Origin of the sequence: Pseudomonas simiae, from assembly GCF_900111895.1 — a bacterium.
Lineage (GTDB): Bacteria > Pseudomonadota > Gammaproteobacteria > Pseudomonadales > Pseudomonadaceae > Aquipseudomonas > Aquipseudomonas simiae.
Map to the genome: position 1 here is coordinate 505,085 of NZ_FOKB01000002.1, position 23,068 is coordinate 528,152.

Annotated in this window: 21 protein-coding genes; 7 read left to right on the forward strand and 14 right to left on the reverse strand. The window is 58.9% G+C overall.

Annotation, left to right across the window (positions count from 1 at the left end):
• Positions 1-282: 282 nt before the first annotated feature.
• The 4 genes from glpD to BMZ57_RS08265 form a co-directional block, all read right to left on the reverse strand.
• Positions 283-1,821, reverse strand: coding sequence for a glycerol-3-phosphate dehydrogenase (glpD, locus tag BMZ57_RS08250; RefSeq protein WP_010212758.1), 1,539 nt, complete (start codon positions 1,819-1,821; stop codon positions 283-285).
• A 303-nt stretch (positions 1,822-2,124) separates the two neighbouring features.
• Positions 2,125-2,880 (reverse strand): DeoR/GlpR family transcriptional regulator, encoded by a 756-nt coding sequence (locus tag BMZ57_RS08255; protein ID WP_010212755.1) that lies wholly within the window; start codon positions 2,878-2,880, stop codon positions 2,125-2,127.
• An 83-nt stretch (positions 2,881-2,963) separates the two neighbouring features.
• A complete protein-coding gene (gene glpK / locus BMZ57_RS08260) occupies positions 2,964-4,469 on the reverse strand; it encodes a glycerol kinase GlpK (protein ID WP_010212752.1) in 1,506 nt (501 codons plus the stop codon).
• 78 nt (positions 4,470-4,547) lie between these two features.
• Positions 4,548-5,405 carry an MIP/aquaporin family protein gene (locus tag BMZ57_RS08265; protein WP_010212751.1) on the reverse strand — a complete coding sequence of 286 codons (858 nt, stop codon included), beginning with the start codon at positions 5,403-5,405 and terminating at the stop codon, positions 4,548-4,550.
• Between the two features lie 327 nt (positions 5,406-5,732).
• On the opposite strand from BMZ57_RS08265, the gene ybaK reads away from it, so the two are divergent.
• Positions 5,733-6,203, forward strand: a complete 471-nt coding sequence (gene ybaK / locus BMZ57_RS08270; protein ID WP_010212749.1) for a Cys-tRNA(Pro) deacylase — start codon at positions 5,733-5,735, stop codon at positions 6,201-6,203.
• 142 nt (positions 6,204-6,345) lie between these two features.
• Here ybaK and BMZ57_RS08275 read toward each other — a convergent pair whose 3' ends face one another.
• Complete coding sequence (locus BMZ57_RS08275) at positions 6,346-7,455, reverse strand: ABC transporter ATP-binding protein (protein WP_010212748.1); 1,110 nt, start codon at positions 7,453-7,455, stop codon at positions 6,346-6,348.
• Positions 7,452-8,372, reverse strand: coding sequence for an ornithine carbamoyltransferase (gene argF / locus BMZ57_RS08280; RefSeq protein WP_010212747.1), 921 nt, complete (start codon positions 8,370-8,372; stop codon positions 7,452-7,454). Before argF ends, BMZ57_RS08275 begins: the two co-directional genes overlap by 4 nt.
• A gap of 435 nt (positions 8,373-8,807) precedes the next feature.
• Between argF and BMZ57_RS08290 the strand changes: the two genes are divergently transcribed.
• Both BMZ57_RS08290 and grxD read left to right on the forward strand, forming a co-directional pair.
• Positions 8,808-10,916 (forward strand): molybdopterin oxidoreductase family protein, encoded by a 2,109-nt coding sequence (locus BMZ57_RS08290; RefSeq protein ID WP_021492529.1) that lies wholly within the window; start codon positions 8,808-8,810, stop codon positions 10,914-10,916.
• A gap of 77 nt (positions 10,917-10,993) precedes the next feature.
• Positions 10,994-11,332 carry a Grx4 family monothiol glutaredoxin gene (gene grxD, locus BMZ57_RS08295; RefSeq protein WP_010212745.1) on the forward strand — a complete coding sequence of 113 codons (339 nt, stop codon included), beginning with the start codon at positions 10,994-10,996 and terminating at the stop codon, positions 11,330-11,332.
• 69 nt (positions 11,333-11,401) lie between these two features.
• Here grxD and bfr read toward each other — a convergent pair whose 3' ends face one another.
• Together bfr and BMZ57_RS08305 are read right to left on the reverse strand one after the other, a co-directional pair.
• A complete protein-coding gene (gene bfr, locus BMZ57_RS08300; RefSeq protein ID WP_010212744.1) occupies positions 11,402-11,872 on the reverse strand; it encodes a bacterioferritin in 471 nt (156 codons plus the stop codon).
• A 201-nt stretch (positions 11,873-12,073) separates the two neighbouring features.
• Positions 12,074-12,292: a bacterioferritin-associated ferredoxin gene (locus BMZ57_RS08305; protein ID WP_003208706.1), complete on the reverse strand. Its 219-nt coding sequence runs from the start codon at positions 12,290-12,292 to the stop codon at positions 12,074-12,076.
• Positions 12,293-12,536: 244 nt separating this feature from the next.
• Between BMZ57_RS08305 and BMZ57_RS08310 the strand changes: the two genes are divergently transcribed.
• A complete protein-coding gene (locus tag BMZ57_RS08310) occupies positions 12,537-13,139 on the forward strand; it encodes a peroxiredoxin (protein WP_003172097.1) in 603 nt (200 codons plus the stop codon).
• A gap of 106 nt (positions 13,140-13,245) precedes the next feature.
• Here BMZ57_RS08310 and rnt read toward each other — a convergent pair whose 3' ends face one another.
• Both rnt and pyrC read right to left on the reverse strand, forming a co-directional pair.
• On the reverse strand, positions 13,246-13,917 hold the full coding sequence (gene rnt / locus BMZ57_RS08315) for a ribonuclease T (protein ID WP_010212742.1): 672 nt from the start codon (positions 13,915-13,917) through the stop codon (positions 13,246-13,248).
• Positions 13,914-14,960 (reverse strand): dihydroorotase, encoded by a 1,047-nt coding sequence (gene pyrC, locus BMZ57_RS08320; RefSeq protein WP_010212741.1) that lies wholly within the window; start codon positions 14,958-14,960, stop codon positions 13,914-13,916. The genes rnt and pyrC overlap by 4 nt, the downstream gene beginning before the upstream one ends.
• Positions 14,961-15,116: 156 nt before the next feature.
• Between pyrC and BMZ57_RS08325 the strand changes: the two genes are divergently transcribed.
• From BMZ57_RS08325 to BMZ57_RS08335, 3 genes are all read left to right on the forward strand, one after another.
• Entirely contained in the window at positions 15,117-16,025 is a 909-nt protein-coding gene (locus tag BMZ57_RS08325; protein ID WP_044286705.1) for a flagellar protein MotY, read from the forward strand.
• A 129-nt stretch (positions 16,026-16,154) separates the two neighbouring features.
• Positions 16,155-17,372 carry an argininosuccinate synthase gene (locus BMZ57_RS08330; protein WP_010212738.1) on the forward strand — a complete coding sequence of 406 codons (1,218 nt, stop codon included), beginning with the start codon at positions 16,155-16,157 and terminating at the stop codon, positions 17,370-17,372.
• Between the two features lie 623 nt (positions 17,373-17,995).
• Complete coding sequence (locus tag BMZ57_RS08335; RefSeq protein ID WP_010212736.1) at positions 17,996-18,628, forward strand: response regulator transcription factor; 633 nt, start codon at positions 17,996-17,998, stop codon at positions 18,626-18,628.
• A gap of 84 nt (positions 18,629-18,712) precedes the next feature.
• On the opposite strand, the gene BMZ57_RS08340 is transcribed toward BMZ57_RS08335, so the two are convergent.
• From BMZ57_RS08340 to metG, 4 genes are all read right to left on the reverse strand, one after another.
• The gene (locus tag BMZ57_RS08340; RefSeq protein WP_010212735.1) at positions 18,713-18,895 is read right to left on the reverse strand and encodes a PA3496 family putative envelope integrity protein; all 183 of its coding nucleotides are present in this window, start codon (positions 18,893-18,895) and stop codon (positions 18,713-18,715) included.
• A 107-nt stretch (positions 18,896-19,002) separates the two neighbouring features.
• Positions 19,003-19,641, reverse strand: coding sequence for an endonuclease III (gene nth / locus BMZ57_RS08345; RefSeq protein ID WP_010212734.1), 639 nt, complete (start codon positions 19,639-19,641; stop codon positions 19,003-19,005).
• Positions 19,642-19,706: 65 nt separating this feature from the next.
• Positions 19,707-20,660 carry an electron transport complex subunit RsxB gene (rsxB, locus tag BMZ57_RS08350; RefSeq protein ID WP_021492528.1) on the reverse strand — a complete coding sequence of 318 codons (954 nt, stop codon included), beginning with the start codon at positions 20,658-20,660 and terminating at the stop codon, positions 19,707-19,709.
• 214 nt (positions 20,661-20,874) lie between these two features.
• Positions 20,875-22,926, reverse strand: a complete 2,052-nt coding sequence (metG, locus tag BMZ57_RS08355) for a methionine--tRNA ligase (RefSeq protein ID WP_069672355.1) — start codon at positions 22,924-22,926, stop codon at positions 20,875-20,877.
• Positions 22,927-23,068 lie beyond the last annotated feature (142 nt).

Below are 23,068 nucleotides of genomic sequence, written 5' to 3' on the forward strand. Positions count from 1 at the left end.
TTTTTATGAAGCCGGCTAAACGGCTCTCTTGTACAGCGAATGCCCGTGACGGCTCCTGAAGCGTTCCAGGCAATCGTCCAAGAGTGTAGAGCATGAGTCGTGCCAGGCCCGAGATAAAAGGTTAACTCTATGATTTATAGGGTGATTAAGTTTGTGTGACGATGTTTTTTCAGGACTGAGGTCCGGCAAACCGAATAGATGGCACTGTGACGTTCGGAAAACCGAATGCGAAAAAAAGCCCCTGAGCCTTTCAGCGCAGGGGCTTTTTATAGTAGCGATCCGTCAGGCGGCTTCGATCTTGCTGCGATTCTGCTCAACGGTCGACAAGTAGCGCTGCACGTTGGCCTGTTCTGCCGGCGTGGTGAACAGACCCAGCTTGGTGCGGCGCCACAGCACGTCCTGAGGCTGGGTCGCCCATTCCTCAGCGCACAGGTAATCAACCTCACGGGTATAGAGGCCACCGCCCAGGTGTTCGCCCAGGTCCGCCAACGACTGCACGCCTTCCAGCAAGCGCCAGGTGCGGCTGCCGTAGGTGGTGGACCAGCGGCGCGCGATCTCACTTGGCACCCAGTCGAATTTGCTGCGAATGGCCTCGGCCAGGGCCTCTGGCGTGGTCATGTCTTCGCCGCCAGGCAGGCTGGCCTTGGCGGTCCAGCTTGGGCGCATCTGAGTGAAATACGGTGCCAACTGCGCCATCGCCGATTCGGCAAGCTTGCGATACGTGGTCAACTTGCCGCCAAACACCGACAGGATCGGCGCTTCGCCTGTGCCGCCGGACAGTGCCAGGGTGTAGTCGCGGGTAATGGCCGACGGGTTGTCCGATTCGTCGTTGCACAGGGGGCGCACGCCGGAGTAAGTGTGGACAATGTCGTCGCGGCTCAGTTGTTTCTTGAAGTGCGCGTTGACCACCTTGAGCATATAGTCCGTTTCACCTTCGGTGATCGCCACTTTTGCTGGGTCACCGGTGTATTCGCGGTCGGTGGTGCCGATGATGGTCAAGTGGTTCAGGTACGGAATGGTGAAGACGATGCGTTGGTCTTCGTTCTGCAGGATGTGCGCGTGGGCGCCTTCGTACAGTTTCGGTACGATCAGGTGGCTGCCCTGGATCAGGCGGATGCCGTAAGGCGAATCCAGCTTCAGATCGTCCTTGATGAACTTGGCGACCCATGGGCCGGCGGCGTTCACCAGTGCGCGGGCACGGATTGAGAACAGGCTGCCATCGGCGCGTTCCATGTTCATTTCCCACATGCCGTTGCTGCGGTGTGCGCTGATGCAGCGGGTCTGGGTGTGGATGTGCGCCCCTTTTTCACGGGCGGCCATGGCGTTCAGCACGACGAGGCGGGCGTCATCGACCCAGCAGTCGGAGTATTCGAAGCCCTTGGTGATTTCGCTTTTCAGCGGGCTGTCGGGGCCGAACTTCAGGCTTTTGGAACCCTCAAGTTTTTCGCGCTTGCCGAGGTTGTCGTAGAGGAACAGGCCGGCGCGGATCATCCATGCCGGACGCAGGTGTGGGCGATGCGGCAACACGAAGCGCATCTGCTTGACGATGTGCGGGGCCTTGGCCAGCAGCACTTCACGTTCGGCCAGCGCTTCGCGCACCAGGCGGAATTCATAATGTTCGAGGTAGCGCAGGCCGCCGTGGATCAGCTTGCTGCTGGCGGATGAGGTGTGGCTGGCCAGGTCGTCCTTTTCGCAAAGGAATACCGACAAACCGCGACCGGCTGCGTCCGCTGCAATGCCGACGCCATTGATCCCGCCGCCGATAACGGCAACGTCATAGACTTCGGCAAGCGGTGGAGCAGGCAAGGTGGAAGGGTTCATCGGCTGGCCTCGCGATTTTTTTTGTCTTGGAATTCGAACATTAATGTTCATTTGCGAAAATGGTAGCTGATAAACGCGCGCGCAGCCAGCCGACTTCGATTGAAAAAACTCATCGAAGGGCGGGAAAAGGAAAATTTGTGAACATGAGCCGGGGACAGGCTTGAGGAAATGGGGGGTGGATAGATAGCCTTCGCGAGCAAGCCCGCTCCCACATTGACCGAGTTCCAGCATGAGAATCCGGTCAAATGTGGGAGCGGGCTTGCTCGCGAAGGCGGCGGTACAGGCGCCAGAGATATCCAGTGTTTAAACCACTTCCAACCGAACCTTGTGCTGATTCAATAACTGCACCAACGCCGGCACGGGCTGTTGATCGGTCACCAGGCAATCCACCAGGCTGATCGGGCCCAGTCGAATCATGGCATTGCGCCCGAATTTGCTGGAGTCTGCCGCCAGGATCACCTGACGCGCATTGGCGATGATCGCCTGGGAAACCCGCACTTCCTGGTAGTCGAAATCCAGCAGGCTGCCGTCTTCATCGATACCACTGATGCCCACCAGAGCAAAGTCGACCTTGAACTGGTTGATGAAGTCGACACTCGCCTGGCCCACCACGCCGCCGTCACGGCGCACGTTACCGCCGGTCAGCAGCACGTCGAAGTCGTCCTTGGCGCTGAGCATGGTGGCGACGTTGAGGTTGTTGGTGATGATTTTCAGGTGATTGTGGTTGAGCAACGCACGGGCGATGGATTCGGTGGTGGTACCGATATTGATGAACAGCGAGGCGTGATCGGGGATCTGCGCGGCAATCGCTTCGCCAATACGCTGTTTCTCGTCGCGCATCTGGTCAGCACGCATGGCGTACGCAGTGTTCTCGACACTGGAGTCATAGGCCGCGCCACCGTGGTAGCGGCGCAGCAGATTGGCATCCGCCAGCTGGTTGATATCGCGGCGGATGGTTTGCGGGGTGACAACGAACAGCTGCGCCATTTCCTCGATGCTGACGTAACCGCGTTCGCGGACCAACTCGAGGATTTGTTGTTGGCGGGGAGGCAGATTCATGGGGCGTCCTTTGGGCTGCCATACAAAAGTGGCCCATGATGACGCAGGAATCCGCTCCCTGCCAGTTACAACCGGATGTTGGCTTATTCAGCCCCTTCGTGGGGCTCCCAGTCACGGGTGCGGCTGACTGCTTTTTGCCAGCCGGCATAGAGCTTCTCTTTGGCCGCTTCGTCCAACTGCGGTTCGAATTCGCGCTCGATAACGGCCTTGCCGCGCAACTCTTCCAGGCTGCCCCAGAAGCCGCACGCCAGGCCTGCCAGGTAGGCCGCGCCCAGTGCGGTGGTCTCGCGCATTTGCGGGCGCTCGACCTGGGTGCCGAGGATGTCGGCCTGGAATTGCATCAGGAAGTTGTTGGCCACTGCGCCGCCGTCCACGCGCAGGGCTTTGAGGCGTTCGCCCGAATCCTGTTGCATGGCGTCGAGTACATCGCGGGTCTGGTAGGCAATCGACTCCAGGGCTGCACGAATAATGTGGTCCACGCGTACGCCACGGGTCAGACCGAACAGTGCGCCACGGGCGTAGGGGTCCCAGTACGGGGCGCCCAGGCCGGTGAAGGCGGGCACCAGGTACACGCCGTTGCTGTCCTTGACCTTGCCCGCGAAGTATTCGGTGTCGTGGGCGTCGTTGATGATTTTCAACTCATCACGCAGCCACTGCACGGTGGAACCACCATTGAACACGGCGCCTTCCAGGGCGTAGGCCACTTCGCCACGCGGGCCGCAAGCAATGGTAGTGAGCATGCCGTGCTTGGATTTAACCGCTTTGTCGCCGGTGTTCATCAACAGGAAGCAGCCGGTGCCGTAGGTGTTCTTGGCTTGGCCGGCTTCGACGCACATCTGGCCGAACAGCGCGGCCTGCTGGTCACCGGCGATACCGCCGATGGCAATGCCGCTTTTGGTGCGGCCGTAGATTTCGGAGGAAGACTTCACTTCCGGCAACATCTCGCGCGGGATGTCGAGGATTTCCAGCATCTTCGCATCCCACTCCAGGGTGTGGATGTTGAAGAGCATGGTGCGCGAGGCGTTGGTGTAGTCGGTGACGTGGGTCTTGCCGCCGGTAAATTTCCAGATCAGCCAGCTGTCGACGGTGCCGAACAGCAGTTCGCCGTTGCGCGCACGCTCGCGGCTGCCTTCGACGTTGTCGAGGATCCACTTGAGCTTGGTGCCGGAGAAGTAAGGGTCGGTAACCAGACCGGTGGTGTCGCTGATGTACTGCTCGTGGCCATCGCGCTTGAGCTGCTGGCAGATCTCGGTGCTGCGGCGGCACTGCCAGACGATCGCGTTGTAGATCGGGCGACCGGTGACCTTATCCCACACCACGGTGGTTTCACGCTGGTTGGTGATGCCGATGGCCGCGACCTGATCATGGTGCAGGCCGGCCTGGGCCAGGGCTTCGACCATCACGGCGCTCTGGGTGGCGAAGATTTCCATCGGGTCATGTTCGACCCAGCCTGCTTGTGGGTAATGCTGGGCGAATTCACGCTGGGCAGTGCAGACCACGTTGGCGTCACGATCAAAGATGATCGCCCGGGAACTGGTGGTGCCTTGGTCAAGGGCGATGATGTAGTTCTTATTCTGAATATCGGTCATGTCGAATGCCTTGGAAAATAAGAAAATCGGTAATCAGCCTGGGCCGCAAAAAGGGCAGGTGCGTCCAGGCTGGCGCTATCAGGAAATACGGGTCTTGCCGTTGACAGCCGTGTCAGGTGTTTCTTCATCTATAGCAGGTGCGGCGCTCGGCAGATGACGGGCAATCAGCCCGCGATAGGCTGCAGCACCGAGGCATGCGCCAACGATCGGCGCGAAAATCGGCACCAGGAAGTAAGGAATATCGCGGCCACCGGTAAAGGCCATTTCACCCCAGCCCGCGAAAAAGGTCATCAGCTTGGGCCCGAAATCCCGCGCGGGGTTCATCGCAAAGCCTGTCAACGGGCCCATGGCGCTGCCGATCACCGCGATCAGCAGGCCGATCAGCAGCGGGGCCAGCGGGCCGCGGGGCAGGCCGTTGTTGTCGTCGGTCAGGGCCATGATCACGCCCATCAGGATGGCAGTGATGACCATTTCCACCAGGAACGCCTGGGCGGTGCTCAGCAGTGCATGGGGGTAAGTAGAGAACACCGACGCCAACTCCAGGCTGGCCTGGGAGCCGCGGACCATGTGGTGGGTTTGTTCGTAATCGAAAAACAGGTTGCTGTAGAGCGTGTACACCAAGGCCGCCGAGCAGAAGGCGCCGGCAATCTGGGCAAGGATATAGAAGGGCAGTTTGCGCTTGTCGAAGTCAGCGAAAATACACAGGGCAATACTGACGGCGGGGTTAAGGTGGGCCCCGGAAATCCCGGCGCTCAGGTAGATCGCCATGCTGACGCCGACCCCCCAGATGATACTGATCTCCCACAAGCCAAAGCTGGCACCCGCGACCTTGAGCGCAGCGACACATCCTGTACCGAAGAAGATCAGAAGCGCAGTCCCCAGAAATTCGGCCATGCATTGGCTCGAAAGTGAAGGTTGTTGAAGAGCAGTTGTCATGGAAAACCTCAGTTGTTGTTCTTGTCTGGCGCACAACCTCAACGGATTGTTGCGCGATTTTCACCGTGGCAAGGATCCCCATCCCGGTCACGGCTTACTGCTTCGGTGCTGCAGGTGTATTCCTACAGTATTCGGAAACGAAAAAATATAGACAAGAATGACGGCTGTCAAAGGTCGAAAGTGAACTGCCAGTCACTTTCAAACTATTGGTCTGGTGAATGATCACGCTTGCCACAAGGTGCCTGTACCTTAAGAGTGGGCGGACTAGAGCGTTTTGCGTGGGCTTGGCCTAGAATTGGCCATCTGTTTGCCACGCCCGGAGACGTCATGACCCCCGCATTGGACCTGTTGAAAAAAGTTCGCGCCGAACATCGTATCCACAGTTATGAACACGACCCGAAGGCGGCTTCCTATGGGCTGGAGGCCGCGGAAAAGTTGGGGCTCGACCCGGCGCAGGTGTTCAAGACCTTGTTGGCGAGCAGCGAGAAGGGCGAATTGTTGGTGGCGGTGGTGCCGGTCGTCGGAAGTCTGGATCTGAAGGCCCTGGCTCACGCTGCGGGCGTCAAGAAAGTCGAAATGGCCGACCCGGCGGCAGCGCAGCGTTCAACCGGTTACCTGTTGGGCGGCATCAGTCCGTTGGGGCAGAAGAAGCGATTGCGCACGTTTATCGATGTGACGGCTGAGCCGTTTGCGACGATTTTTGTCAGTGCGGGGAGGCGAGGGTTGGAAGTGGAGTTGCCGGCGGCGGTGTTGGCTGAGCATACCCAGGCCAAATTCGCGCCGATTGGCCGGGCCTGAATCTCGTTTGAAACGCATGAAATCAAAATGTGGGAGCGGGCTTGCTCGCGAATGCGGTGTATCAGTCAAAGATGTGCTGACTGAATCTCCGCATTCGCGAGCAAGCCCGCTCCCACATGGTTAAGCCGGTTTCGTCAGCTATTCAGTGGGCGGGGCTGTGGCGCCGCACGCCGGACTCGCTCTGAGGAATCTGCGCGGCGGTGCTGCCTGAGGCCTGGAACAGCACCAAGTGTTCGGCCGCCACACGGATCCCCACATCCGCGCCGACCTGATGATCGGCATGGCTGGGGAAAATCGACTCCAATAGCGCGCCGGTCGGCAGTTGCAGGCGGTACAAGGTCGACGCGCCAAGAAAGGTCTTGCCGATGATCCGCGCTTTCAACGCGCTGTCAGGCGCGTAGACGATATCGTCCGGGCGCAGCAGCACATCCACTGCGCCGCCGATAGGCCAGGTGTAGGCGCGGTTGCCGCGCAACTCGCCCAGTTCGGTGCTGACCGATTCCGGCGAACTCAATTGGCCACGGATGAAGTAACCCTGGCCGATAAAGCTGGCAACGTAAGGCGTCTGCGGTTCGTGATAGAGGTTGTAGGGCGTGTCCCACTGCTCAAGACGGCCCTCCTTGAAAACCCCGACCTGGTCGCTGACGGCAAAGGCCTCCTCCTGGTCGTGGGTCACCAGGATCGCACTGGTGCCGCGTGCCTTGAGGATGTCGCGCACCTCATGACTGAGCTTGCGGCGCAGTTCGCCGTCCAGGTTGGAAAACGGCTCATCCAGCAGCAACAGGGCCGGTTCCGGCGCCAGGGCGCGGGCGAGGGCGACGCGTTGTTGCTGGCCGCCGGAAAGCTCATGGGGGAAACGCTTGCCCAGGTTCTTCAGGTTGACCAGCTCCAGCAACTCGGCCACCACGCGGTCTTTCTGCGGGTGTTTGCGAATACCAAAGGCGATGTTGTCGGCCACGCTCAGGTGAGGAAACAGCGCGTAGTCCTGGAACACCATGCCAATACGGCGTTTTTCCGGTGCCAGGGTGAAACCGGCACTGGAAATCACTTCGCCCGCGAGGCTGATCTCGCCATCGTGTACCGGCTCAAACCCGGCAATCGCGCGTAATGTGGTGGTCTTGCCGCAACCCGAAGAGCCCAACAGGCAGCCAATGTCACCGGCATTGAGGTGCAGGTTGAGATTCTGCACCACCCGTTGATCTTGATAGCCGCATGCCAGATTGCGCAGGTTCAGCAGTAATGAATGGCTCATGCGTGGTGGTACGACGGCGGAACGAGGAATTCGAGCAGCGCTTTTTGCGCATGCAGGCGGTTTTCAGCCTGGTCCCAAGCGACCGAGCGTGGGTCGTCGAGCAGGTCGGTGCTGATCTCTTCGCCACGGTGGGCCGGCAGGCAGTGCATGAACAGCACGTCTGGCGCGGCCAGGTCGAGCAGGGCGCGGGTCACCTGGTACGGGGCGAACAGGGCCAGGCGCTTGGCGGTTTCGTCTTCCTGGCCCATGGAGGTCCAGACGTCGGTGCTCACCAGGTGCGCGCCGATCACGGCGTCACGCGGGTCGCGGACCAAGGTCACGCGGTCGCCGGCCTGTGCCAGGAAGCGCGCGTCAGGCTCGTAGCCTTCCGGGCAGGCAACGCGCAGTTGGAAATCGAACTGGATCGCCGCTTCTATATAGCTATTGCACATGTTGTTGCCGTCGCCGATCCAGGCCACGGTCTTGCCCTGGATCGAGCCTCGGTGCTCAAGGAAGGTCTGCATGTCAGCCAGCAATTGGCACGGGTGCAGATCGTCGGACAGGCCGTTGATCACCGGTACGCGGGAGTTGGCGGAAAATTCGGTCACAGTGCTATGGGCAAAGGTACGGATCATCACGGCGTCGAGCATGCTCGACATCACCTTTGCGCTGTCGGCGATCGGCTCGCCACGACCCAGTTGGGTGTCGCGCGAAGACAAGAAGATGGCTTGGCCACCCAGTTGGATCATGCCGGCTTCGAACGACACGCGGGTGCGGGTCGACGACTTCTCGAAGATCATGCCGAGCACGCGGTTTTTCAAAGGCTCGAACAGTACGCCGCGGTTACGCAGGTCTTTAAGCTCAATGCCTCGACGGATCACGCTGACCAGCTCTTCGGGCGTGCAATCCATCAGGGAGAGAAAGTGCCTTGCGCTCATCATTAACTACCTTTTTGCAACAGACCGCAGATACTCAAAGCCTTGTTTATTGTGACAACGGGCGAGACCTGCGGCGAAAGCCGCACGGGGCGACGAAATAGGGGAAGGCGCGATCTTATAATTAAATGTCGCGTCTTACCAATAGGGCTACGGTTTTTAAGGGTGTTCAAGAAGGGCGCCGGAGCGCTTTTGAAGACAATTTCCAGACAGCAGCGAGCCATTTGTACACTGGCGCCGAGACCTTTTGCAACGTGCAGGGGCGGGCGCAAGCCAGGCAGCGTCGGTTTCAGAGGGCGGTATGCCGGGTTTTGAAACATTTGCTCACGCTTGGCCATGGTCAGGCCTGATGCTGGTCGATTCACGGGACGAACGTTGGTGGCGCCCACGTCGGTCTCGACCCATAGTGGGATCAAAGCCCCTATAAAGAGACTGGCCATGACCAAGACTCTCCACCACCGTGCCTGCCATCTGTGTGAAGCCATTTGTGGCCTGACCCTGGAAACCACCCAAGCGGATGATGGCAGCCTGGCGATTACCTCGATCAAGGGTGACGCCCAGGACAGCTTCAGTCGTGGGCACATCTGCCCCAAGGCCGTCGCGTTGCAGGATATCCAGAACGATCCCGATCGGCTGCACCAACCCCTGTTGCGAGTCGGCAGCGAATGGCAGCCGATTGCGTGGGAAGACGCCTTTGTGCTTGTAGCCGAGCGGCTGTCAGGCATTCAGGCGCGGCACGGACAGAATGCGGTGGCGGTGTACCAGGGCAACCCCAGCGTGCACAACTATGGGCTGATGACCCACAGCAACTACTTCCTGGGCCAGTTGAAGACGCGCAATCGGTTTTCTGCGACGTCGGTGGATCAGTTGCCCCATCACCTCACCAGCTACCTCATGTACGGCCACGGCCTGTTGCTGCCGATCCCGGACATCGATCACACCGACTTCATGCTGATTTTGGGAGGCAATCCGCTCGCGTCAAACGGCAGCATTATGACCGTGCCCGATGTGGAGAAACGCTTGAAGGCGATCCAGGCACGGGGCGGCAAAGTGGTGGTGGTCGACCCACGGCGCAGTGAGACGGCGGCGATGGCCGACCAGCATCTGTTCGTGCGTCCTGGGGGGGATGCGGCCTTGTTGTTTGGGGTGCTTAACACCTTGTTTAGCGAGCACCTGACCCGCGACAGCCATCTAGCCATTGAAGGCCTTGAGGAGGTGCGTCTTGCCATCGCCGGGTTTACCGCCGAGGCCATGAGCCGCCAATGTGCGGTGCCTGCCGAACAGATCCGCCAGTTGGCACGGGACTTTGCTGCAGCGGACAAGGCTGTGTGCTACGGGCGCATGGGCGTGTCGACCCAGGTATTCGGCACGCTGTGTCATTGGCTGGTGCAATTGATCAATCTGGTGACGGGTAACCTTGACCGTGTCGGCGGCGCACTGTGCACCACGCCGGCGGTGGACCTGGTGGCATCGACCGGTGGCGGTCATTTCAATCGCTGGCAAAGCCGGGTTTCCGGGCGTCCGGAGTACGGTGGCGAGTTGCCTGTGTCGGCTTTGGCTGAGGAAATGCTTACCGAAGGTGATGGACAAATCCGTGCATTGGTGACGGTGGCGGGTAATCCGGTGTTGTCGACGCCAAATGGCCGGCAATTGGAGCAAGCCCTTGATGGTCTGGAGTTCATGGTCAGCATCGACCTCTATATCAACGAGACCACGCGCTACGCCGACCTGATCCTGCCCTCCACGTCGGCGCTGGAAAACGACCATTACGACACCACCTTCAATATGTTTGCGGTGCGTAATGTCACCCGTTTCAACCGGGCGATTTTGCCTAAACCGGTGGGCGCGCTGCATGACTGGGAGATCTTTGTCGGCCTTGCCCAGGCGTTTGCCGCGCAGACTGGCGCGACGCTCAAGCCAACGATGCCGCCTTCGCACATGATCGATTTCGGCCTGCGCACCGGGGTGTACGGTGATGCATCCAGCCACAAGTTGTCCGTGGCCATGCTGGCGGATCACCCGCACGGCGTGGACCTTGGGCCGCTGCAACCCAACCTTTCCGCGCGTTTGAAAACCGCTGACGGCAAGGTGCAAGCGGCACCCGCGGTGATTCTCGCCGACCTGGCGCGCTTTACCGCGCAACCGGTGCCTGTGGTCGACGAACTGCTGCTGATCGGCCGCCGGCATGTACGCAGTAATAATTCCTGGATGCATAACTATCACCGGCTGGTGAAGGGCAAGCCGCGCCATCAATTGCTGATGCATCCGGATGACCTGGCCAGTCGGCAGTTGAGCGATGGCCAGCGGGTACGTGTCAGTTCGCGCATCGGCATGATCGAAGTGGAAGTGGTGGCCAGCCTGGACATGATGCCCGGTGTGGTCAGCCTGCCCCACGGTTGGGGTCATGGGCGCCCAGGCGTGCAAATGACGATCGCCAGCGGGCAGCCGGGGGCGAGTGCCAACGATTTGACCGACGAACGGCAGTTGGACGAGCTGTCGGGCAATGCCGCCTTGAATGGCGTGCCCGTGCAGGTAGCAGCCGCCTGAGCACCACGCTGGAATTTTGCGTTACAATGCGCCACCGTGCCGACCTGTGAGTCGCAAAGTTCCAGCCGAGGTGTTCCATGGATATCATCGAAACGATCAAAGAGCAGATTGCCAACAACACCATTCTGCTTTACATGAAGGGCGCACCAAACGCTCCTCAGTGCGGTTTCTCCGCGAAGGCGTCCCAGGCCATCATGGCGTGTGGCGAAAAATTCGCTTACGTGGATATCCTGCAAAACCCGGAAATCCGCGCCAACCTGCCGAAGTACGCCAATTGGCCTACTTTCCCACAACTGTGGGTAGCCGGTGAGCTGGTCGGCGGTAGCGATATCATCACTGAAATGGCCGCTGATGGTTCGTTGCAGGCGTTGATCAAAGATGCAGCGGCAAACGCGGCAGCCAAGACCGACGCTTGATTCGCCGGCAATAAAAAGCCCCGCTTCTCGTGAGAGAGCGGGGCTTTTTTGTACCTGTGAGCGACGGGGTTATTCACCCATCTGCGATTGCAGGTAGTTTTCCAGGCTGACTTTGTCGATCAGGCCCAGTTGGGTTTCCAGCCAGTCGATGTGTTCTTCCTGGTCTTCCAGGATGTCTTCCAGCAGCTCACGGCTACCGAAGTCGCCCTTGGTCTCGCAGTGAGCGATGGCGGCCTTGAGGTCGCTGTGGCTCTTGCGCTCGAAACCCAGGTCACTGCCGAGCATTTCCTGGGTGTGCTCGCCAATGTTCAGCTTGCCCAGGTCCTGCACGTTCGGCAGGCCTTCCAGAAACAGGATGCGCTTGATCAGCGCGTCCGCGTCTTTCATGGCCTTGATGGATTCTTTGTATTCACGCTTGCCCAGCTTTTCCAGGCCCCAATCGTCATACATGCGCGCATGCAGAAAGTACTGATTGATCGCGACCAGTTCATTGGCAAGGATTTTGTTGAGTTGCTGGATGACTGAGATGTCGCCTTTCATGACTGGGGTCCTGCCCTGTAATAGCTGTGTATAGGGCGGAGTTTGAGCGGCGAAACCCCTAGTGTCAAACCTAAGTTATTGAATAATAAATGAAAATTAATCGGAATAAGAATGTTTGTGTTCCGCGTCTTGACGCTAACTAATTGAATTGCGGGCATAAAAAAACCGGACACTAAGTCCGGCTCTTTAAAACACGCCAAATCAGGCGTGTGTAAATTCTGCTGAATAGGGGATCGCGGCCTGGGCTGTCTGCAGCTGCGTCAGGGTTTCCCGTACCACTTGCTTGGCGAGGCAGGCACATTTGCCGCACTGGCTGGCAACGCCGGTGGTTTCACGCACTTCCTTGTAGCTGCAGCAACCTTCATAGATTGCTTCGCGGATTTGTCCGTCGGTGACGCCAGTACAGAGGCACACATACATAAGGGAGAACCGTCGCGGGTTTAAGGCTTAAGTGCGATGGATCTTAATGTTAACGAGAATGATTGTCAAAGTGGATTCGCAGGGTATTTGCTGGCATCGCGCCCTCACTGACGAACGGTTTTTTCAGTGTATGATGGTCGATCTTCACGAAGCGTGACTGCGTCACAGGGCTGTCGCTTATTCACGGCAGACTCGGGGCCGGTCCTTTTACTTCAATCGTCACCCCTACATCAGGAGATATCCAATGAGCGTACTCGTCGGCAAACAAGCCCCGGATTTCGACGTCCCAGCCGTCCTCGGCAATGGCGAAATCGTAGACAGCTTCAAACTGTCTGAAGCCATCAAAGGCAAATACGGCCTGGTGTTCTTCTACCCGCTGGACTTCACCTTCGTCTGCCCTTCGGAGCTGATCGCTCTGGACCACCGCATGGACGATTTCAAGGCACGCAACGTTGAAGTGGTAGCGGTTTCCATCGACTCCCATTTCACCCACAACGCCTGGCGCAACACCGCCATCAATGATGGTGGCATCGGCAAAGTCAAATACACCATGGCTGCCGACATGAAGCACGACATCGCCAAGGCCTACGACGTTGAGTCCGAAGGCGGCGTGGCTTTCCGTGGCGCGTTCCTGATCGACGACAAGGGCGTTGTCCGCTCCCAGATCATCAACGACCTTCCACTGGGCCGTAACATGGAAGAGCTGATCCGCCTGGTTGACGCCCTGCAATTCCACGAAGAGCACGGCGAAGTCTGCCCAGCCAACTGGAAAAAAGGCGACAAAGGCATGAACGCTTCGCCAGAAGGCGTTGCCGCTTACCTGACCGAGAACGCTGGCAAGCTGTAAGCCTGGTTCGAGGTACAAAAAAACCGGCCTGAGAAGGCCGGTTTTTTTATGTGCGGGGTATGACCCGTGGTGAGCGGGGCAAGCTCGCTCACCACACGAGCTTTGCTCAGTCGTTGAAGTCTTCCCAGCCGCCCATGTCTTTCCAGCGGTTGACGATGCCGCAGAACAGCTCGGCGGTCTTCTCGGTGTCGTAGCGAGCCGAGTGGGCCTCACGGCCGTCAAAGTCGATACCGGCTGCCTGACAGGCTTTCGCCAGCACGGTCTGGCCATACGCCAGGCCGGCGAGGGTGGCCGTGTCGAAGCTGGAGAAGGGGTGGAACGGGTTGCGCTTCATGTCCAGCCGCGCCACGGCGGCGTTCAGGAAGCCCAGATCGAAGCTGCTGTTGTGGCCGACCAGGATCGCGCGTTTGCAGCCATTGGCTTTCAACGCCTTGCGCACGCCACGGAAGATGTCGGTCAGTGCCGCTTCTTCACTCACTGCCATGCGCAGTGGGTGATCGAGCTTGATGCCCGTAAATTCCAAAGCGGCGGCTTCGATATTCGCGCCTTCGAACGGCTCGACGCGGAAGAAGTGGGTGTGTTCCGGGAACACGAAACCCTGTTCATCCATGCCGATGGTGGTCGCGGCGATTTCCAGCAGTGCGTCGGTAGCGCAGTTGAAACCACCGGTTTCTACGTCGATGACAACCGGCAGATAGCCACGAAACCGCTCGGCCATCGGGTGACGGGAACCGCCACCGCTGTGCTCGTGTTCGTCGTCGTAATGGTCTTCACTCACTTGCTTTCCTCCAGCAGGCGCCAGCGCAGTGTTTCACCGGCGCGCAGCGGGATGACAGTCAGCTCGCCAAACGGCAGGCTGGCAGGGGCGGTCCAGTCTTCACGGACCAGGGTGATGCGGTCGGTGTTCGCCGGCAGGCCGTAGAAACGCGGGCCGTTGAGGCTGGCGAAGCCTTCAAGCTTGTCCAGGGCGTTACGTTGTTCGAACGCTTCGGCGTACAACTCGATCGCTGCATAGGCGGTGTAGCAGCCGGCACAACCACACGCCGCTTCTTTGGCGTGAACGGCGTGAGGGGCGGAGTCGGTGCCGAGGAAGAACTTCGGATTGCCGCTCGTCGCCGCATCCAGCAAGGCCACCTGGTGGGTGTTGCGCTTGAGGATCGGCAAGCAATAGAAGTGCGGCCGAATCCCGCCCACCAGCATGTGGTTGCGGTTGTACAGCAGGTGATGCGCGGTGATGGTCGCGCCGACGTTGGCCGAGGCCTCGCTGACGAACTGCACGGCATCGGCAGTGGTGATGTGCTCGAACACCACCTTGAGGGTCGGGAACAACTCGACCACGCGGCGCATATGCTCGTCGATGAAGATTTTCTCGCGGTCGAACACGTCCACGTCGCCACGGGTGACTTCACCGTGGATCAGCAGCGGCATGCCGACTTCGGCCATGGCTTCGATCGCCGGCAGGATCTTGTCGATACTGGTCACGCCGGAATCGGAGTTGGTGGTCGCGCCGGCCGGGTACAGTTTGGCGGCGTGCACGAAACCGCTGGCCTTGGCCTCACGAATCTCTTCGGGCTGGGTGCGGTCGGTGAGGTAGAGCACCATCAACGGTTCGAAGCGGCTGCCGGCCGGTCGTGCAGCGAGGATACGCTGGCGATAGGCATCGGCTTGCTCGGCATTACGCACCGGAGGTACCAGGTTAGGCATGATGATGGCGCGGCCAAACGTGCGCGCAACATCGGCCACGGTGTGGGGTAACGCAGCACCATCGCGAAGATGAATATGCCAGTCGTCGGGACGCAGCAGGGTCAGGCGGTCGGACATTGGGGATTCCAGGCGGGTCAATCTGGTGGGAATGCTACCGGAAAAGACTCTATCAGGCACTCGCTATCAAGTTTTGCAGGATGCAACCGATAGCCTGGGGTATGCCTTATCGATGTATGACGCTTTGAAGTGTTGTAGAAACCAATGGAGCCTCCCGTGCGCCAGCAATATCTAGCCCTGCTCAGTGTGTTCGCCAGCCTCCCTGCAATGGCCCTCACGTTCCAGACGCGTCTGGAGAATATTGAGTGGAAGGTGGAAGGCGACCAGTTTGAGTGCCGACTGACCCAGCCGATCACCGATTTCGGTTCGGGTGAGTTCGTGCGCCGGGCTGGCGAGCAGGCGACGTTTCGTCTGAAAGCCTACAACGGCTCGCTGGGTGCCGGTTCGGCCACGTTGCTGGCGGCCGCTGCGCCGTGGCAGCCGGGGCGGGGTGATATCAACCTCGGCGCCGTACGTGCCGGCAGTGGCGACGTATTGTTCAACAGTTCCCAGGCCCAGGCCGGGCGTCTTTTCAACGGCTTGCTGGAAGGGCGCAGCCCGACCGTGCGGCACTATGGGCGTGAAGGTGGCTATTCGGAAATTCGCCTGCTGCCGGTCAAGTTCAACAAGGCCTACAACGATTACCAACTGTGTACCGCCAAGCTGTTGCCGATGAATTATGACCAGGTGAAACAGACCGAAGTCGGCTTCCCCGGTGGTGGGATCGAGCTGGACGCGGCCGCCAAGAAGAAACTCGACGTGATCCTCGCGTTCATGAAAGCCGACCCGACCGTCAACCATATCGAGTTGAACGGCCATTCGGACAACAGTGGCAACCGCCTCACCAATCGCGACGTCTCGCGCCGTCGCGGCCTGGCGGTCATGGACTACTTCAAGGCCAATGGAATCCAGGAATCGCAAATCACTCTGCGGTTCCACGGCGAAAGCTACCCACTGGCGCCCAACACCAATGCGGCCAACCGGGCACGCAACCGGCGCGTGAATATCCAGCTTGAACGCGTGGCAGCCCCCGAGAAACCGGCGCCTCAGGCCACCGGTCCCAGTAACGCCGCGCACACGTCATAAGGTGCGACCATCGGTCGCCCGCTCGACATAATCTGTCGCTTTATCTTCATTTGCTGTCGCGCCCCTGTAAATCCACGGTTTTGGTCGGTAGAATCGACGCCTTTCCGTACAACCCCGTGGAGTGATGGCATGGCCGACGTAAACAAGGTCGTTCTCGCGTATTCCGGCGGCCTGGACACTTCGGTGATCCTCAAGTGGCTGCAGGATACTTATAACTGTGAAGTGGTGACCTTCACCGCTGACCTGGGTCAGGGCGAAGAGGTCGAACCTGCACGTGCCAAGGCGCAAGCCATGGGCGTGAAAGAGATCTACATTGACGACCTGCGCGAAGAGTTCGTCCGCGATTTCGTTTTCCCGATGTTTCGCGCCAACACCGTCTACGAAGGCGAGTACCTGCTGGGTACCTCCATCGCACGTCCGCTGATCGCCAAGCGCCTGATCGAAATCGCCAACGAAACCGGCGCCGACGCCATTTCCCATGGCGCTACCGGCAAGGGCAACGACCAGGTACGTTTCGAACTGGGTGCCTATGCACTCAAGCCAGGCGTGAAAGTGATTGCCCCTTGGCGTGAATGGGACCTGCTGTCCCGTGAAAAGCTGATGGATTACGCTGAAAAGCATGCAATCCCGATCGAACGTCACGGCAAGAAGAAGTCCCCGTACTCGATGGACGCCAACCTGCTGCACATCTCCTACGAAGGCGGCGTGCTGGAAGACACCTGGACCGAGCACGAAGAAGACATGTGGAAGTGGACCGTCTCCCCGGAGAACGCGCCCGACAAGCCGCAATACCTGGAGCTGACCTACCGCAACGGCGACATCGTCGCGCTGGACGGCGTCGAGATGACCCCGGCCACCGTGCTGGCGACCCTGAACCGTATTGGTGGTGAACACGGTATCGGCCGTCTCGACATCGTCGAGAACCGTTATGTGGGCATGAAGTCCCGCGGCTGCTACGAAACCCCAGGCGGCACCATCATGCTGCGCGCCCACCGCGCCATCGAGTCCATCACCCTGGACCGCGAAGTGGCTCACCTCAAAGATGAGCTGATGCCCAAGTACGCCAGCCTGATCTACACCGGCTACTGGTGGAGCCCTGAGCGTCTGATGCTGCAGCAGATGATCGACGCCTCCCAGGTCCACGTGAACGGCGTCGTGCGCCTGAAGCTGTACAAGGGCAACGTGATCGTGACCGGTCGCAAGTCTGACGAGTCGCTGTTCGACGCCAACATCGCCACCTTCGAAGAAGACGGCGGTGCTTACAACCAGGCAGACGCAGCAGGCTTCATCAAGTTGAACGCATTGCGCATGCGCATTGCAGCCAACAAAGGTCGCTCGCTGTTCTAAGTCTCAGCGTGTTATGAAAAATGGCCCCTTGTTCAAGGGGCCATTTTTTTTGCCTTTGGTTTTGTATCGTCTTTTGATGTTTATGACGTTTAAACAGGTGTGGATATTTTTTCTCGAAATCTTTATCAACGGTGGGTTTGAATGAATTGTTGTTGAAAGTTTGTAGGGGGAATGAATTTTTTACATCTTTGTAGGAACTGGTCTTACAGATAATTCACTCATACAAGTGCGGCGAAGATGCAAAACACTGAATAGTCTGTAGGAATCAAGGATGTAAGAAAATATGTTGAATGGAACTAAAGCAGACGGATCGTTCTGGCCGTTTTTCCCCGCTGCAAGCGAGAGGCAAGGGGCATTTCCTGAGAGTCATGTGCGGCACGTTTACCCAACCCCCTATAAGCCAAGGATATTTCACTCAAAGTATGTAAGTCCCCGGAAAGGTCTGAAAGGCTCCATAAAACCGGATGCCTCCGAGATGGCGTTTTTTTGTAGGGCAATTCTTTTATCGCTGTGGGGTGGGTCTCTGCTTGCTGTTGCTTGGGGGGGAACGCTATGCCAACTAGGAAACGACTAGGCTATTGTGCTTGCTCTAAATAATTCGAACAGCGAAATTGGACTTTCTCATGAATAAAGTGCTGATCGTGGATGATCATCCCGTCATTCGTCTTGCTGTGCGTATGCTAATGGAGCGTCATGGTTATGAGGTCGTTGCCGAGACCGATAACGGTGTCGATGCGTTGCAACTTGCACGGGAGCATATGCCGGATATTGTGATACTGGATATCGGGATTCCAAAACTTGATGGGCTGGAAGTTATTTGTCGACTGTCTTCTACCAAGCAGCCTGCACCGTTCAAGGTGCTGGTGTTGACGTCCCAGGCGCCTGGACATTTTTCCATGCGCTGCATGCAGGCGGGGGCTGCGGGCTACGTGTGCAAGCAACAGGACCTCACCGAGTTGCTGAGTGCCATCAAGGCGGTCTTGTCGGGCTACAGCTACTTCCCGAACCAGGCGCTCAACTCGGTACGCTCCACCATGGGCAATGCCAGCGAGGCCGATATGGTCGAGCGCCTCTCCGGGCGGGAAATGATGGTATTGCAGCAGTTGGCGCGGGGCAGGACCAACAAGGAGATTGCCGACGGCATGTTCCTCAGCAATAAGACCGTGAGCACCTACAAGACGCGTTTGCTGCTCAAGCTCAATGCGCGTTCGCTGGTGGACCTGATCGAACTGGCCCAGCGTAACGGCTTGGTATAGAGGAGGACATCGTACAGCGCATTGCCCGGGTAACCGGCAGAAAAAAGCCTCCGTGAAGGAGGCTTCCGGCTGTCGATCGCTCGATCAGAAATCGAAGTCGTAATCGGCCAGCTGTTTTTGCAAGCGTCGTTCTTCCAGCAGATTATCGATAGTACGGCGTTTGCTCAAATTGGTCTTGGCGACCTCTGCCTCAGGTGCCTCTGCTACATCGTCGTCCGACTCAACGAGGTCGTCTTCCACTTCCAGTTGCTCTTTGCCAGTGCTCATAAGGTTCACTCCGGGCTAAGACTGCCGTTGGCGCTCCTTATAACGATAATCCATGATCCGGTAAAAAAGATTTTTTCAATCGACTGATTGGGAAAACCAATGATCCGTCAATCGTCGGACGTCTTGTCCTTGTATTCGCACAGGTCTTCGATGCGACAGCTGCCGCAGCGTGGCTTGCGCGCCTGGCAAACATAGCGTCCGTGAAGGATCAGCCAGTGGTGGGAGTCCAGCAGATACGGCTTGGGCACGAACTTCATCAGCTGCTTTTCCACCTCCACCACGTTCTTGCCACGGGCGATGCCGGTGCGGTTGCTGACCCGGAAAATATGGGTGTCCACGGCCATGGTCAGTTGCCGGAACGCGGTGTTGAGTACCACATTGGCGGTTTTGCGGCCGACGCCAGGCAGCGCTTCCAAGGCTTCACGGGTTTGCGGTACTTCGCTGCCGTGCAGCTCCACCAACAAGCGGCAGGTTTCGATGACGTTCTTGGCTTTGCTGTTGTACAGGCCGATGGTCTTGATGTACTCCGACAGCCCGTCCACCCCCAAGGCATAGATCGCTTCGGGGGTATTCGCCACGGGATAGAGCTTTGCCGTGGCCTTGTTCACGCCGACGTCCGTGGATTGAGCCGACAGTATCACCGCAATCAGCAACTCGAACGGCGTGGTGTAGGCCAGTTCGGTTTTGGGTTCTGGATTGTCTTCGTGGAGCCTGCGGAAAATTTCCAGGCGTTTTGCGGCGTTCATGGGGTGGGGTTTTCCTGGCAGTCTATCGGCGGGATTGTAACAAGACACACAGCAGGTTATGCAGGTCAGGTGTTGCCGTGGGCATCCACTTGGCGCTGCGCCTCGTCTAAGTTGTGTTGCGCCTCGTCCAGTTGCTGCGGGCTGGCGTTCAAGTCCTTGGCCTTCTTCAATTCCGCGCGGCGCATCGCCAGTTGGATTTTGGCGCGTTTCAGGTCGCCAGTACTCACCGCTGTACCCGCTGCCTTCGTTGTGGTGCCCAGCTCCAGCGCCGTCAGCGCGTGTTCTGCCGCTTCGAACTGCTGCTGCAAGACGATCAACTGTGACTGCTGTTCAAAGGTGGGAGGGTGACCGAAGGCCTTCAAGGATTTATGCAGTTGGGCGCGACTCATAGCGACCGCAATTTTGGCTTTTTTGATCGCAGCATCCTGTGCTGTAGCCGCCTGCACAGGTAAAACCGGCACTGAGCGTTTGGCCCGAGCCACGCGTTCAGCAAGCTTTTGCGCTTCTTCCCGTTGCAGCCGCGCATTACGTTGCTCATAACGCCGCCTTGCCCGGTCGCGTTTGAGGCTGCGCTCATGGCGTTGCTGATCTGTGATGGTCAGGTCTCCCACGATCAGTACGGTGGTTGTCGGGCGCATTTCAATGCAGTCAACGGGGCAGGGCGCGACGCACAGGTCGCAACCGGTGCACTCATCGACGATGACCGTGTGCATCAGCTTGGCGGCGCCGACAATGGCGTCCACCGGGCAGGCCTGAATGCACTTGGTGCAGCCGATGCACTCGGCTTCGCGGATATAGGCGATCTGTGCCGGGGCTTCTCCTCGACTGGTATCGAGTTCCAGCACCGGCACGCGCAGCAATTGCGCAAGACCTGCAAGCGTCTCCTGGCCGCCAGGCGGGCACTTGTTGATCGCTTCGCCTTGAGCAATACCCTCGGCGTAAGGCTTGCAGCCTGGGTGCCCGCATTTGCCGCATTGGGTCTGAGGCAGCAGCGCGTCGATACGTTGAATGAGGTTCATGCTGTGATCATGGGCATGCCGGTTAAGCAAACTGGGCTTAGTGCGTGGTTGAGCGTTCTTGTGGCGAGCGGGCTTGCCCCGCGATGGGCTGCAGAGCAGCCTATCATTGCCAGCGCGGTTTTACAGATAGAACCGGGTGCGTGGTGTAGGGCCGCTTCGCGACCCAGCGCGGGCAAGCCCGCTCACCACAACCACACCTACAGACCTTGCAGGATTACTTGATGCGCTGACCCGGCTTGGCGCCGCTGTCAGGGCTGAGCAGGTAGATCTCTTCCCCACCAGGGCCGGCCGCCATCACCATGCCTTCGGACACGCCGAATTTCATTTTTCGAGGCTTGAGGTTGGCGATCATCATGGTCAGGCGACCATCGAGCTTGGACGGGTCCGGATAAGCGCTCTTGATCCCGGAGAACACGTTGCGTTGCTCGCCACCGAGGTCCAGGGTCAGGCGCAGCAGCTTGTCGGCACCTTCCACGGCTTCAGCTTTCACGATCAGCGCGACACGCAGGTCCACCGCGGCGAAAGCGTCAAAGTCGATTTCCGCAGAGATCGGGTCTTTGGCCAACTCGCCATTGCCAACGGGTGCAGCCGAACCGGTATCGGTCTGGCTGGCGACCAGGTCTTCTTTCGAAGCGTCGGTCATGGCCTGGACTTTGACCGGGTCGATGCGGGTCATCAGTGGCTTGAACTCGTTCAACTGATGGTTGCTGAGCAAGGTAGCGTGATCGTTCCAGGTCAGTGGCGCCACATTGAGGAACGCCTCGGCGTCGGCAGCCAGCAGCGGCAGCACCGGCTTGAGGAAGATCACCAGTTGGCGGAACAGGTTGACACCCGTGGCGCAGATCGCCTGGACTTCCGCCTGCTTGCCTTCCTGCTTGTTCAGCGACCACGGCGCCTTGTCGGCGATCCAGGCGTTGGCGCGGTCGGCCAGGCCCATGATCTCGCGCATGGCGCGGGCAAAGTCGCGGGCTTCATAAGCATCGGCAATGCTGGGTGCGGCGGCCAGGAAAGCGTCGGTCAGTTCCGGCGCAGCGTTCTCGGCCACCAGCAGGCCTGCGTTGCCCTTGTGGATAAATCCGGCACAACGGCTGGCAATGTTGACGACCTTGCCGACCAGGTCCGAGTTGACCTTCTGCACGAAGTCTTCCAGGTTCAGGTCGAGGTCGTCGACGCCACGGCCCAGCTTGGAAGCGTAGTAATAGCGCAGGTATTCCGGCGACAAGTGGTCCAGGTAGGTGCGCGCCTTGATGAAGGTGCCACGAGACTTGGACATCTTCTGGCCGTTGACCGTCAGGTAGCCGTGCACCGCAATGCCCATCGGTTTGCGGTAGCCCGAACCTTCAAGCATCGCCGGCCAGAACAGTGCGTGGAAGTTGACGATGTCCTTGCCGATGAAGTGGTACAGCTCGGCCGTGGAGTCCTTGTTCCAGAACGCGTCGAAGTCCAGCTCCGGCGTGCGGTCGCAGAGGTTCTTGAAACTGGCCATGTAGCCGATCGGCGCGTCCAGCCACACGTAGAAGTACTTGCCCGGCTCGCCCGGGATCTCGAAGCCGAAGTACGGCGCATCGCGGGAGATGTCCCACTGCTGCAGCCCGGCGTCCAGCCATTCGGCGATCTTGTTGGCGACGGCGTCCTGCAAGGTGCCGCTGCGGGTCCAGGTTTGCAGCATCTGCTGGAAATCCGGAAGCTTGAAGAAGAAGTGCTGGGAGTCCTTGAGCACCGGGGTGGCGCCAGAGATCGCCGACTTGGGGTTCTTCAGTTCGGTGGGCGCGTACGTCGCACCACATTTCTCGCAGTTGTCGCCGTACTGGTCTTCAGTGCCGCATTTCGGGCAGGTGCCCTTGATGAAGCGGTCGGCCAGGAACATTTTCTTTTCCGGGTCGAAATACTGGGTCACCGAACGCTGGTCGATATGCCCGGCTTCTTTCAAGCGCAGGTAGATCTGGCTCGACAGCTCGCGGTTTTCTTCGGAGTGGGTCGAATGGAAGTTGTCGAAATCCACCAGGAACTCGGCAAAGTCGGCGCTGTGTTCAGCCTGCACGTTGGCGATCAGTTGTTCCGGGGTGATCCCTTCCTTTTCGGCGCGCAACATGATGGCCGAACCGTGGGCGTCGTCCGCGCAGACATAAATGCATTGATTGCCGCGATGCTTCTGGAAGCGCACCCACATATCGGTCTGGATGTACTCAAGCATATGGCCAAGATGGATGGAACCATTGGCATAGGGCAGGGCGCTGGTGACGAGGATCTTGCGTGGCTCGGACATGGGGCTCGGCTACTTGATGAAACGGAGGTCGGCCACTATAAAGCGCCGGGAAATATATTTCACCCCGTGACGCTGTTTCAGAATCTTCCTGACCTGCGAAAGCATGCCGTTACGCCGCTGGAACGGTTAGGATAGCCGCCTG